General features: G+C 43.0%; 12 protein-coding genes. 10 read left to right on the top strand and 2 right to left on the bottom strand.

What is annotated here, in order from left to right:
• Positions 1-56: 56 nt before the first annotated feature.
• From BuS5_RS02770 to mnmA, 6 genes are all read left to right on the top strand, one after another.
• A complete protein-coding gene (locus BuS5_RS02770) occupies positions 57-692 on the top strand; it encodes an OmpA family protein (protein WP_027355307.1) in 636 nt (211 codons plus the stop codon).
• A gap of 100 nt (positions 693-792) precedes the next feature.
• Positions 793-1,164, top strand: a complete 372-nt coding sequence (locus BuS5_RS02765) for an MORN repeat-containing protein (RefSeq protein ID WP_051375333.1) — start codon at positions 793-795, stop codon at positions 1,162-1,164.
• 213 nt (positions 1,165-1,377) lie between these two features.
• Positions 1,378-1,797, top strand: coding sequence for a hypothetical protein (locus BuS5_RS02760; protein WP_027355306.1), 420 nt, complete (start codon positions 1,378-1,380; stop codon positions 1,795-1,797).
• A 225-nt stretch (positions 1,798-2,022) separates the two neighbouring features.
• Positions 2,023-2,859 carry an ABC transporter ATP-binding protein gene (locus BuS5_RS02750; protein ID WP_027355305.1) on the top strand — a complete coding sequence of 279 codons (837 nt, stop codon included), beginning with the start codon at positions 2,023-2,025 and terminating at the stop codon, positions 2,857-2,859.
• Positions 2,856-3,593: an ABC transporter permease gene (locus BuS5_RS02745; protein ID WP_027355304.1), complete on the top strand. Its 738-nt coding sequence runs from the start codon at positions 2,856-2,858 to the stop codon at positions 3,591-3,593. Before BuS5_RS02750 ends, BuS5_RS02745 begins: the two co-directional genes overlap by 4 nt.
• A gap of 5 nt (positions 3,594-3,598) precedes the next feature.
• Positions 3,599-4,639, top strand: a complete 1,041-nt coding sequence (mnmA, locus tag BuS5_RS02740) for a tRNA 2-thiouridine(34) synthase MnmA (protein WP_027355303.1) — start codon at positions 3,599-3,601, stop codon at positions 4,637-4,639.
• A gap of 2 nt (positions 4,640-4,641) precedes the next feature.
• Here mnmA and BuS5_RS02735 read toward each other — a convergent pair whose 3' ends face one another.
• Positions 4,642-5,811, bottom strand: a complete 1,170-nt coding sequence (locus BuS5_RS02735; RefSeq protein WP_027355302.1) for a 6-phosphofructokinase — start codon at positions 5,809-5,811, stop codon at positions 4,642-4,644.
• Between the two features lie 261 nt (positions 5,812-6,072).
• Between BuS5_RS02735 and BuS5_RS02730 the strand changes: the two genes are divergently transcribed.
• The 4 genes from BuS5_RS02730 (at position 6,073) to BuS5_RS02715 (ending at position 10,855) form a co-directional block, all read left to right on the top strand.
• On the top strand, positions 6,073-7,116 hold the full coding sequence (locus tag BuS5_RS02730; RefSeq protein ID WP_027355301.1) for an ABC transporter permease subunit: 1,044 nt from the start codon (positions 6,073-6,075) through the stop codon (positions 7,114-7,116).
• A 47-nt stretch (positions 7,117-7,163) separates the two neighbouring features.
• Positions 7,164-8,777: an ABC transporter permease subunit gene (locus tag BuS5_RS02725; RefSeq protein WP_051375331.1), complete on the top strand. Its 1,614-nt coding sequence runs from the start codon at positions 7,164-7,166 to the stop codon at positions 8,775-8,777.
• Positions 8,778-8,780: 3 nt separating this feature from the next.
• Entirely contained in the window at positions 8,781-9,743 is a 963-nt protein-coding gene (locus BuS5_RS02720; RefSeq protein ID WP_027355300.1) for an ABC transporter ATP-binding protein, read from the top strand.
• 140 nt (positions 9,744-9,883) lie between these two features.
• Complete coding sequence (locus BuS5_RS02715; RefSeq protein WP_035266989.1) at positions 9,884-10,855, top strand: ABC transporter ATP-binding protein; 972 nt, start codon at positions 9,884-9,886, stop codon at positions 10,853-10,855.
• Between the two features lie 39 nt (positions 10,856-10,894).
• Here BuS5_RS02715 and BuS5_RS02710 read toward each other — a convergent pair whose 3' ends face one another.
• Entirely contained in the window at positions 10,895-12,469 is a 1,575-nt protein-coding gene (locus tag BuS5_RS02710) for a hypothetical protein (RefSeq protein ID WP_198012359.1), read from the bottom strand.
• Positions 12,470-12,517: the final 48 nt, after the last annotated feature.

Here is a 12,517-nt window from a genome sequence, read left to right as displayed (position 1 = left end):
TTTTATAAAAAACGAACGACGGCTTAAAACAAAAAGTTCACAAAATAGGAGGGGAAATGAAAAGACTAATTTCGTTAACTCTGGTCATATCGTTGCTTGGATTCCTGCTTTCATGCGCAGGAACATCGCGCAGTAAGAAGGGTTTGGGAGCAGGAGCCTTGATAGGTGGTATCAGTGGCGCTCTCCTGGGGCAGGCTATCGGTAAAGATACTGAAGCAACATTGATCGGAGCGGGAATTGGAACTATCGTAGGCGGAGCTGCCGGGCATCAGATAGGTGCGTATATGGACAGGCAGGAAGGGGAACTCAGATCAGCCATAGCCACTACGGAAGCAGCCAGCATCACTAGAACGCAAGATGTGCTTGTTGCCACTTTCAGATCAGAAGTTCTCTTTGATTTTGACTCATTCACTCTTAAACCAGGCGCTAACGCTGAACTTGGAAGAGTCGCCGATGTACTGATCAGATATCCACAAACCTCTATAAGAGTCGAAGGGCATACCGATTCCAAGGGTTCGGAACAATACAACCAAATATTGTCTGAAAAAAGGGCCGTGTCTGTTAAAAACGCGCTTGTCCAGAGGGGGGTTAGCGCAAGAAGAGTACAGACCATAGGTTTTGGCGAGTCTCAGCCGGTTTCATCAAGCAATGCAATGAACAGAAGGGTCAACATAGTAATAATACCAACTTGATTTTGAAATAACCACAGACTATTTTTAATTTAAAATTAAAAATTCTATTATCTATCCTATTATCTTTAGGCCGGATAGCCCGGTTACGGAGGTTGACAAAATGAGAGTATTATTAACATTATTGGTTGTTATCTTTTTTTTCCCTTATTTTACATTTGCCGGATGCATAAAGGGTGACTGCAGCAATGGTAAGGGAACATATATTTATCCTGACGGCAGTAAATATGTCGGGCAATTTAAATCCGGCAAGATGTATGGCCACGGGGCTTTAACATCCCGGGATGGCGCAAAATATGTGGGTGAATTTCAAGACAATAAGTTGAACGGACGTGGGACACTGGTTCGGCCTAACGGTATCAAGTATGTTGGTAAGTTTAAAAACAGCAAAATCCACGGGCAGGGAGTCATGACTTCGCCGGATGGGAAAAAACTGATTGGTGAATTCAGAAACGGTGAATTTGTAAAAAAGTAAAACAGGGGGAACAGGTTCGATTCTAAATCGGGTCAATACCATTGTTTTTTTACGGTCAATCTCTCCATAGGCGTTTGCCTCTTTTGCAGCGCCTATGGTTGTGGTAAAATATAATCATATTGAGACTTTCCTGAATGACACGATTGCTTAATTGATACTCCAAAATGATATCAGGTCATGTTAAAAGCACTATAATTTCAGGAGATATTAACTGTGATATTTTATGACGGGACATATCGACTTCAAAGAAAAAAAAGAAGGAAAACAATCATATCTGGCAGATATGCTCCAGCATGGCGAGTAAGAATAATTGATTTCACCTTGAGCCTTCCTGGAGTAAGGCATATAAAACCGACAGCCGTAGTTGCAACAAGCCTTTCTAATGAGTGCTTTAAAACAAATTGCGCGGAGAGTATCGGTAAAAGAATATGCAGGGATTTTAACCTTAAAGTTTCAAATATCCTGTGGTTTGAAAACTTTGAAGATGATCCTGCAACAGTATATACGGCTACCTTTAAACCCAGACCAAGCCCCGGTTTTGATCTTTTTTATGATATAAAGTGGCGTTTTGCATCACCCAATGAAATAAAAGCTATTGGACGATATATTCCTGAAATATATGCTTTAAGTTAATAATAGGTACCATTGCCTCCCCGGATAAACTGCATTTTACTGATGCCCTTCCCAAAACCAGGAGCGGGAAGATCATGCGAAGGATTCTTAGAAAAATCGCTGAAGGACAAATTGACCAGCTTGGGGATACATCCACCCTGGCAGAACCCGAAGTGGTTGATAAACTGATCACCGGAAGACAGTAGTTTTGTAAATAACCATAAGGGTTCATGCCAAAAGTTTAAAATGATAATACTGGAAAATTTGAACAAACATTACAAATCCGTTCATGCCCTAAAGGATGTCAATCTTCACGTAAACTCAGGGGAGCTTTTCGCCTGCCTGGGGCCTAACGGCGCAGGAAAAACCACTGCCATCAGAATTATGACAGGACTTACAAGGCTTTCGTCAGGCAAGGCTTTTCTCAATCGATTTAACGTGGAGAAGAATCCGATTGCCGCAAAAAAAGAGTGCGGACTGGTTCCTCAAGCTATAAACCTTGATCAGGAGCTCACTGTTTTCGAAAATCTCGATATTCACTGCCGACTCTACAGAATGCCTGTTAAAAAAAGGAGAATAAAAATAGATGAGCTCCTTGATTATATGGATATTCTTGATAGAAAAAAGACTCTGATCAAGCATCTTTCCGGAGGCATGAAAAGAAGAGTAATGATAGCAAGGGCTCTTACTCATTCTCCTCAAATACTATTCCTTGATGAACCTACTGTGGGACTGGATGCCAATATCCGCAGACGTATATGGGCCATAATCAAGAGGATCCAGCAAGATGGGACCACAATCTTTCTGACCACACATTATATTGAAGAGGCTGAGTTTCTGGCGCAGAGGGTCGCATTTTTAAATGAAGGGGAGATAGTAGCCCTGGATACTCCGGAAAATTTTATGGCGAAAATGGGAGTCTGGGCGATAGACAGGCTTGAAGAGAGCAACATGGAAACAACATATTTCAAAACTAGGCAAGAGGCAAAAAGCTTTATAGTTGAACAGGAAAAAAGTTTCACCTTACGGCGTGTGCATCTTGAGGATGTCTTCCTCGCATTAACTGGAAAGAAGGTCAAATGATTCAAGGTTGTATGGCAATCTACTACAGAGAAATTATGATAATGAAACGGCGGCTTCCCAAAATGATTGCCACCATGTCCGTATCACCTCTCCTCTATCTAATAGCTTTCGGATATGCAATGGGTAATAATGTTAGAGTGGACGGGCACACTTATCTGGAATTTCTTCTTCCCGGCCTGGTTGCCATGAGCAGTATGACGCAGGCTTTTGCCATTGCCAGCGAGATAAATATCGCCCGTTTTTACTGGCATATATTTGAAGAGTTCCAGGCCGCCCCGATAAGCAATATTTCTTATGTCTGCGGGGAAATTCTTGCCGGAATGACAAGAGCATTCATGTCCATTATTATTATTCTCATATTGGGATACTTTTTCGGAGTGTCACTTTCATGCAACCTCCTTTTCTGGCTCGCAATCATTCTAAATAGTTTTATTTTCGCTTCTCTGGCCGTAGGCATGGCCATGCTGGTAAAATCACATGCGGATCAGGCAATGTTTTCCAGTTTTGTTATTACTCCCATGGCCTTTCTAGGGGGGACCCTCTTCCCTGTAGATAGGCTTCCTTTATGGGCACAAAAAATTCTTTTCCTGCTGCCTCTGACACACGCATCAAAAGCAATCCGTACGGCGTCCTTTGGGAACATCCCTGATTATTCATCCTATATTATTCTTTTTTTAACAGGCGTCCTGTTTATTATCGCCTCATTTATGTGTGTTAACCGGGCCAGAGACTAGGGAAAATGAAAAAATTAACGGCTGTTTCCTTAAGCGGTGGAGTCGATTCCCTGGTGGCCGCATATCTGTTGAAAAACGAGGGGCATGATTTAATCGGTCTGCATTTTACAATAGGGTACGGGACCAACCAGACAACAATTAATATCAACAGGATTGCAAAACAACTTGACATTCCCATTAAAATCATAGACTGCGCCGCAGAATTCAAATCAAAAGTTGTTGATTATTTTACAAAAACATACCTGTCAGGCAAAACCCCTAATCCTTGCATGGTTTGCAATCGGTTGATAAAATTTGGTTTAATACTATCCTGTGCACGCAAAATGGGGGCATCTATGCTTGCCACAGGCCATTACGCAAGAATAACTGAAGATACCCAAGGAAGATTCCATCTTCTAAAAGGCGTAGATAAAATCAAGGATCAATCCTACTTTCTTGCTCGTCTGACCCAGGAACAGCTCTCGGCCGCTATGTTTCCCCTTGGTAAGTTTACAAAATCAGAAGTAAAAAATATAGCAAAAAAACAAGGCTTAAAAGCGATTACACAAAATGAAAGCCAGGATATATGTTTCATTAAGGGAAAGACTTACGGACAATTCCTGACAGCTCAGAGCTGTTATGAACCCACGCCCGGACTTATAGAGGATGTCTCCGGCAACACCATAGGAGAACATAACGGCCTCCATTTTTTTACAATAGGTCAGAGACGCGGCATTAACTGCCCGGCATCCGAGCCATATTATGTGGTGGGGATTGATCCGGGCCAGAATCGTCTGATTGTCGGTTTTAAGGAAGAACTCTTATCTCCTGGTTTAAAAACAGTAAAAATAAACTGGATTATACATCCACCGGACAATAAGATTTCAGTCAGCACACGCATCCGGGGACGTCAAGATCCTGAACCATCCAAACTCTATCCCATCGACAATGAGACCGCACTCATCAGATTTGCAAAACCGCAATCAGCTGTAACTCCGGGGCAGGGGGCCGTCTTTTACAAGGGGAGCGAAGTCCTTGGCAGCGGATGGATAGAAAAATTTAGGTAAAACTAATACAAAAACATCGGCTTACCGGCAACATGCCGCACCTTTGGCCTGTATTCATCGATTTCATAGAATTCCCTTATATCGGCCCTTTTTTGACCTGTAGAAATGATGCTTAGGGGAATATTCGTATATATGCCATGATTGAGTGCCACTAGACGACCGAAGACACCATCGATGAAGAGATCTATGGCCATATTGGCAAAATTAACGGCCACCATCAAGTCCAGGGAATCAGGAGCGCCACTTCTCATAAGATAGGAGAGTCTTTGATTTAGTATATCCGCTCCCGTGAGTTCTTTGAGTAAGGCCCCGGTCTCCTCGCCGATCCCTCCCAATCTTTTATGGCCATAGGCGTCCGCTTCTCCTGAGAGAAACACCTCTTCTCCTATCATCTTTGCCCCTTCGGAAATAGTGAGCATGGCATAATTCCCGGGGTTGGTCCTTTTATCATGCATGATTAATTCTGCCAGTCTCTTGGGATCAAAGGGAACCTCGGAAATAATGGCGCGATCCACACCTGACAGGTACGCCGCTATCAAGGATGTCTCACCGGAATACCTGCCGAACATCTCAACCACGGCAATCCTTTCATGGGAACCGGTGGGAGTCCTGAGTGCATTTATGAGTGTGACACTCCTGGTAATAGCCGTTGAAAAGCCTATGCAGTAGTCTGTGCCAACAACATCATTATCCATTGTCTTGGGGATGGCGATTACCGGGAACCCTTCATTGTACAGCCTTTCTGCAAAACTGAGGGTGTCATCCCCCCCTATTGGAATGATGGCGTCAATCTCCATGTGCTCCAGGTTTTTCAAGATTTGTGGTGTGAAGTCCCTGGTCCCTTTTTTAAACTCTTCCCTTAAAAAATAAGGGAGATTTTTTTCTTTGACAGCCATGGGGTTTGTTCGCGAAGTATGCAGAAATGTCCCCCCTGAACGGTCTATGGCCCTGACATCCGATATTTTTAAATTTTGCATACACTTGGAATGTGTGTCGGGGTCATCAGGATTATATTCCAAAATACCGGCCCATCCTCGTTTGATACCGATTACATTGATCCCCTCATTATGTGCCCTGTAGACCACCGTCTTGATGCACGCATTAAGTCCGGGTACATCACCTCCACCTGTGAGGATGGCTATTCGGGGTTTTCGATTACCATTTTTTTCCATTTTTAAGCCCGCCTTTTATATGGCAAAATATAAACATGACAAAAATGCGCCGATCCTGCCTGTCCTATAAAATGATTTGTATACGCCCGGCATGAGCGTGAGCTTATGGGGTTAAAATCCCCTGCAAGTATTCCTATGTTACGTGAAAACTTAGCCGAAGGCAAGGAGATTACCGCGAGGTAGTGGAGGTAACTTGCATATATGGCATGAGTGATGTATTAAATTATTTTTAAGCATACAACCTGTCAACGGATTAATGACATGGAAAAATTCGATTATTTTATAAAAAGATTTTTTTTAGTGATTCCCACTTTTATAGGCATCACGTTTTTATGCTTCGGGTTGACACAATTTATTCCCGGCGGCCCTGTGGAACAGGCTGTTATGAGAATTAAAGGGATCGGAAGCGCGGAATCCGCGGGAGGTTCCGGAGAAACCGGATCCATTTCCAAAAAACAGCGCAAGGCTATAGAAAAACATTTCGGCTTTGATCAGCCTTTTGCAAAGCGTTACTGGAAATGGCTTGTGACTGAAAGGCTTGGGATGAAGATGGAATCGTATAAATTCCCCAACAAGACTGCCTGGCAGCTTATCAAAGAACGCTTTAAGGTATCCCTTGTATTCGGCGTTACAGGTTTTATCCTTTCCTACCTTGTATGTATTCCACTGGGGATTTTGAAAGCCCTGAAACATAACAAGATGTTCGATCTGGCTTCCAGCATTATCGTTTTTGCCGGGTATGCTGTTCCTGCGTTTGCATTCGGAATGGTTTTAAAGATGTTTTTTTGCGGCACTGTGGAAGGTTTATGGGATTTTTTTCCTGTTACAGGATTCCATTCGGAATATTTCACGGATCTTTCGTTTTATGAAAAAGCGAAAGATATTTGCATGCACATGTTTCTTCCGGTGCTATGCTATATGATCGGCAACTTTGCCGTTCTTACGCTGCTTATGAAAAATTCACTGCTCGATCAAATCGGCAAGGATTATATCCGCACCGTTCTTGCAAAGGGCGGTAGTTACAGCAGGGCGGTATGGGGCCATGCCCTGCGTAATTCCCTGATCCCTATAGCCACAGGATTCGGTTCCATTCTTTCCATAATGTTTGCAGGATCGGTTATTATTGAACAGGTTTTTGAGATTCCCGGAATGGGAAGACTGAGCCTTGAATCGATTGTAGGCCGTGATTATCCTGTATTTATGGGCATTTTAGCATTAACATCTATTTTGGGACTGCTTGGCAATATCATATCTGATTTTGCATATGTTATTATTGATCCGAGAATTAATTTTCAAAAACAATAAGCGGCACTCTCTTTAGATTTTCGAGGTATAGTTTTAGAAAACATAATATGCTGGAAAAAATTTTCAAGAATCCATTAACGTTGAAGAGGCTGCAGCGCTTCAGGGAAGTCAGGCTCGCTTATATCGCTTTATGGATTCTTGTTATTTTGTATTTGGTAAGCCTTTGCTCGGAATTGCTGTGCAATAATGTTCCAATATATATCAGATTTAACGGAAATTCGTTTTTTCCCGTATCCAAATTTTACTCTGAGGATATTTTCAAACAAAACGGCAATCAAACCAGACCGGATTATAAAAAAATCAATAATAGCAGAATTTTTACAGATAATTCGGATAATTTTATGGTATTTCCGCCGATTCCTTTTGGTCCCTTTGAAAGTATAGAACCCGCTTCAATCGAAATCGAGAACAATGTATGCCTGGAGATTGAGCCCCTGCCATTGATAGGCAGCGTTAATATAAGAAAAGATTATTCAATTGCCGGATCAACCTCTTTTCATCCCTTTATCGGTAAGGAGAAAAATAAGGCTAAGGGACTCGTTCTGACTGATTATTTCGACCTTCCTGCGGAACTATACAGCGCAGTGATAAAACGTTTTGACAATATTAAATCACCACGCGTTATATTTAAAGCTTATAATAAATCCGGCAAAAAAATTGAGATATCTCTTTCAAATTTTTCCACAAGAAAAAAATCTCCTAAAACCGTCAGGTTGACGTTCCGGGAAAAAGAAGAACCCGGCGCAACATACAAACTTATTTTTAAAAAAAATCATGGATCTGATCTGATTAAGATTGAAAGTTTGAATCGGGCATCAGGGATATGGGATGAAATTTTAAATACAGAGAAAGAAAGCCTGTTATATTTTGTGGAAAAACGATTTTCAAAGCCTGTCGATTCTTATAAATTGCTTATAAACGGTAAGCATTATGTTGCAAATTTTATAAAAAACGATGTGAGATTCCCTTTCCACCCTGTGCCCCAGCATCTTTTGGGAATCGACGGAGCCGGACGTGATGTTCTTGCAAGAATTCTTTACGGGCTCAGAACTTCAATGACTTTTGGCCTTATGCTTGTTGCCTGCTCAATGGCTTTGGGCATCCTTACCGGCGCGATACAGGGGTATTATGGCGGCTTTGTTGATATTGGCTGCCAGAGGCTGATTGAGATATGGAGCGCATTGCCGTTTCTTTATATTATGATTCTTATGGGGTCTGTTTACGGCCGGAGTTTTTCTCTTTTGCTGGTCTGCTATGGACTGTTTAACTGGATCGGGATTTCGTATTATATCAGGGCTGAATTCCTGCGGTTACGGCAGCAGCCTTTTGTTGAAGCCGCAAAATGTTTGGGTGTACCTTCAGGCAGGATAATATTCAAACATATCCTTCCGAATGCAATGGCGCCGGTTATAACATTTTTTCCCTTTTCGCTGGTAGGGGCCATAGGCTCCCTGGCCGCGCTGGATTACCTCGGTTTTGGGCTGCCGCCTCCAACCCCAAGCTGGGGTGAACTTCTGTTTCAGGCACAGCAATACAGGTGGGCATGGTGGCTTATTCTTTACCCTTCCCTGGCTTTATTCATTGTTATGCTGTGCGGCGTCTTTGTTGGTGAAGGGATAAGAAATGCATTCGATCCCAAACGCTATACAAAGCTGGAATAAAAGATGGTTGAAAAAATACTGAACATAAATGATCTTACCGTAACATTTGAAACAGACGAAGGTGTTTTCAATGCTGTTGACCAGGTCTCTTTAAATATAGGCAGAGGCGAAATTGTCGGGCTGGTTGGTGAGTCAGGCTGCGGAAAAACCGTTACGGCGCTAAGCATAACCCGACTTATCCCTTCGCCTCCCGGAAGGATTGCAAATGGAAAAATTTTGTTTAATGATAAAGATCTCCTTCAACTTGGCATAAAAGAGATGAGGAGGATCCGCGGCCGGGAAATAAGCATGATATTCCAGGAACCCTCAGCCGCTTTGTCGCCCTTGCATCGCATTGGCCATCAAATGGTGGAGACCATAAGGATGCATCGGAAAATCAGCAAAAAAGAGGCCTGGAAATTGTCGGAACAATGGCTGGGGAAGGTCGGCATTTCTGATGCCAAAGAGAGAATGTTTGCCTTGCCCCATCAGCTTTCGGGGGGGATGCAGCAGAGGGTAATGATATCAATGGCGCTGATGACTGAGCCGAATCTTCTCATAGCGGATGAACCGACAACAGCCCTTGATGTAACAATCCAGATGCAAATATTTGAACTTATTCGCGCAATGAAAAGCAAAAATGTTTCTATACTGATCATTACCCATGATATGGGTGTAATCTGGGAAATGTGCGACAGGGTAGTTGTAATGTATGCTTCGGAAATAGTTGAAGAGGGTCTACGGAATGATATCTTTTCATCGCCTGCTCATCCATACACAAAAGGACTGTTGAATTCCATCCCGAAACTGGGCTGCTCTGAAAAAAGGTTAAAGGCTGTTGGGGGTTATGTGCCATCCCCATATAATTACCCCAAAGGATGTCATTTTGCCGATAGATGTGAATTCGCCTTTAAAAGATGCAGAGAGGAAAAACCGGCTCTTAAGGATATCGGTAATAACAGAAAAGCCGCATGTTTTCTATTATGATAAATATAATGTAGAGAGCACGAGGGCACAAAATTTTGTGCCCCTACCACCGCAAGGCAATGCATGGTGGGAGGTTGTTGTAGTGGCACAGAATCTTGTGCCCTACGAACAAGCGAAATATAGATTTTCAGATAAATATTATGACCCCAAAACCAATACTCACAGTTTCAAATCTTAAAACATGGTTTCCGATCAAGAGAGGAATTATCGCAAAAACAGTTGGATATGTAAGGGCTGTTGACGATGTTTCCTTCCATATAAACAAAGGTGAGACTTTGGGGCTGGTGGGGGAATCAGGCTGCGGAAAAACAACACTGGGAAGAACACTGGTCGGCCTGGAAAAAGCGCACAAGGGAGAGATTGTTTTTCAGGGAAAAAATATCCTTGCGTTGAAGAAAAATGAATATAGAAATTTGCGTAAAAATATGCAGATTATTTTTCAGGACCCGCTCTCGTCTCTGAACCCCAGGATGAACATCCTCGATATTGTCACCGAAGGTCTGATCGAATTTAAAATGGTAACCGGTTCAATCAAAGAGCATGCAATCAGGCTTATGAATGAAGTGGGACTGGATGGGGACGCAATACATCGCTATCCCCACGAATTTTCCGGGGGGCAGCGGCAGAGAATAAACATTGCAAGAGCAGTATCTCTGAAGCCCTCGTTCATAGTCTGTGACGAGCCGATAAGCGCCCTTGATGTATCAGTGCAGGCACAGATAATAAACCTTTTTATTGATCTGCAGGAGGAATATGAGCTGTCTTATCTTTTCATATCGCATGATTTAAGTGTGGTGAGCAATATTGCGGACAGGGTGGCGGTTATGTATCTTGGCAAGTTGATGGAATGTGGTATCACTGATGATATAATTAACCGGCCGATGCATCCCTACACCAAGGCTTTGATCAGCGCTGTGCCGGTACCGGATCCCGATAAAAAAAGAGAGCATGTAAAAAAAATCATATTAAAGGGGGAGACGCCTTCACCGGCCGCGCCTCCCCCGGGCTGCAGATTTCATACACGCTGTCCTGAAGTTATGAGTATTTGCAGAGAAAAAAAACCTCGGAAATCAGGCTCTGAAAGACACCAGGTATGGTGTCATCTATTCTGAAAAACAGCCCCTACCCTCTCCGTTGCCTCCTATAGATGTTCAGATACTGCTTCCTCCCTCTTCCTCTTCACCCGCACCCTCTTCTTCAGCACCTGCTATTGCTTCCTTGTCCTCCGCAATAGCCGCCTGCTGCTCAATCAAAGACATTTTTTGCGACACAGATTCCATTTTCAGCCTAAGCTGTTCAGCCTGATCTTCTGATAGGTTGAACCCGGCTGCTTCCTTATAATAACTCATTGCAGAGTTGAGGGATGAAAGGCTTTCTTTTTCGGCTGCAATATCCGCCTTGTAAACCAGAATCATAAAATCGATCATGTTTAAACGGTTTTGAGCTGTTTCGCGGAGTTCAGCCGTTACTCCGTAATTCAGCGCATTGTCAAGATTATGCTTAATCCCGTCAAAATCCGGAAAAGGCTGCACTTCCAGCAGACTGTCCGCCTGTTCAATATAAAAATTGAAGATCAGGGGATATACATCTTCTTTGCTGTAAACCTTCCTGGCAGGTTCCTGGAGTTCAACACCTTGCAGGGCAAAATATTTTTTCTGTCCCATGGGAGCAAAAGATCCCCGCCATATTTCAATTCCACCTTCAGCAGGTTTTAAATAAAAATTACTCATATTGGAAAAACTTGCGCCAATCAACATCAGAAGAATAATTGCGAGCCCTGCGCCGGCTGCTATGATATTTCTTTTCATTTCCACCGCTTTTTTTGCAGCAGCTTTCTCAGCCGCCGCCTTCTCAGCGGCTGCTCTTTCCAGCGCAGCTTGTTTTTCAGCTTCAGCCTTCCTTTCAGCCTCAGCTTTCTCTTTTGCTGCTTTCTCGGCAGCGGCTTTTTCCGCGGCCGCTTTCTTTTCAGCCTCAGCCTTCTCAGCAGCCGCTTTTTCTTCAGCAGCCTTCCTTTCTGCTTCGGCTTTCTCTTTAGCCGCCTTTTCCTCAGCTGCTTTCCTTTCGGCTTCGACCTTTTCCATGGCTGCTTTCTCTTCGGCAGCCTTTTTTTCAGCCTCAGCTTTCTCTTTAGCTGCTTTCTCGGCAGCGGCTTTTTCCGCGGCCGCTTTCTTTTCAGCCTCAGCCTTCTCAGCAGCCGCTTTTTCTTCAGCAGCCTTCCTTTCTGCTTCGGCTTTCTCTTTAGCCGCCTTTTCCTCAGCTGCTTTCCTTTCGGCTTCGACCTTTTCCATGGCTGCTTTCTCTTCGGCAGCCTTTTTTTCAGCCTCAGCTTTCTCTTTAGCCGCTTTCTCGGCAGCGGCTTTTTCCGCGGCTGCTTTTAATTCTTTTATCTGTTTGCGCATGGTTTCAGGATCGAATTTCCTGAAAAGTATCTCTTTTATACGCTCCGTATCATCAGGTGATCCAGCAATAAAAGGAGGCGCGACATAAGCCTTCAATGCGTCTTTATCTATTTCAACTTTAAAAAATTCTTCAGGCTTCCATGTATCAAATTTTTTAAATATCAAATCTTTTAAAGTAATCTTTTTCTTTGTTTTTTTTGCGCCCTTTTTGACTGCTGTTTTTTTAGCCGCTGCCTTGGTTACCACTTTTTTTGTGGTAGTATTTTTAGCAGATGTTTTCTTGGTCTTTTTTTTTGTAGTAGATTTTGTTAAACTTTTTTTCCCCATAAAAGCTCCTTCAAGAGTAAAAATACTATTTTTTTATTTCATTTTTTA

Source organism: Desulfosarcina sp. BuS5 (assembly GCF_028752835.1).
Classification (GTDB): Bacteria; Desulfobacterota; Desulfobacteria; order Desulfobacterales; family BuS5; genus BuS5.
Note: the sequence above shows the minus strand (reverse complement) of the source record. Positions and strands in the feature narration are given on the sequence as shown.

Excerpts from the sequence above, each read along its gene's own strand:
- BuS5_RS02770 (WP_027355307.1), top strand. The coding sequence starts at position 57 with ATGAAAAGACTAATTTCGTTAACTCTGGTCATATCGTTGCTTGGATTC.
- BuS5_RS02765 (WP_051375333.1), top strand. The coding sequence starts at position 793 with ATGAGAGTATTATTAACATTATTGGTTGTTATCTTTTTTTTCCCTTAT.
- BuS5_RS02750 (WP_027355305.1), top strand. The coding sequence starts at position 2,023 with ATGATAATACTGGAAAATTTGAACAAACATTACAAATCCGTTCATGCC.
- BuS5_RS02745 (WP_027355304.1), top strand. The coding sequence starts at position 2,856 with ATGATTCAAGGTTGTATGGCAATCTACTACAGAGAAATTATGATAATG.
- mnmA (WP_027355303.1), top strand. The coding sequence starts at position 3,599 with ATGAAAAAATTAACGGCTGTTTCCTTAAGCGGTGGAGTCGATTCCCTG.
- BuS5_RS02735 (WP_027355302.1), bottom strand. The coding sequence starts at position 5,811 with ATGGAAAAAAATGGTAATCGAAAACCCCGAATAGCCATCCTCACAGGT.
- BuS5_RS02730 (WP_027355301.1), top strand. The coding sequence starts at position 6,073 with ATGGAAAAATTCGATTATTTTATAAAAAGATTTTTTTTAGTGATTCCC.
- BuS5_RS02725 (WP_051375331.1), top strand. The coding sequence starts at position 7,164 with ATGCTGGAAAAAATTTTCAAGAATCCATTAACGTTGAAGAGGCTGCAG.
- BuS5_RS02720 (WP_027355300.1), top strand. The coding sequence starts at position 8,781 with ATGGTTGAAAAAATACTGAACATAAATGATCTTACCGTAACATTTGAA.
- BuS5_RS02715 (WP_035266989.1), top strand. The coding sequence starts at position 9,884 with ATGACCCCAAAACCAATACTCACAGTTTCAAATCTTAAAACATGGTTT.
- BuS5_RS02710 (WP_198012359.1), bottom strand. The coding sequence starts at position 12,469 with ATGGGGAAAAAAAGTTTAACAAAATCTACTACAAAAAAAAAGACCAAG.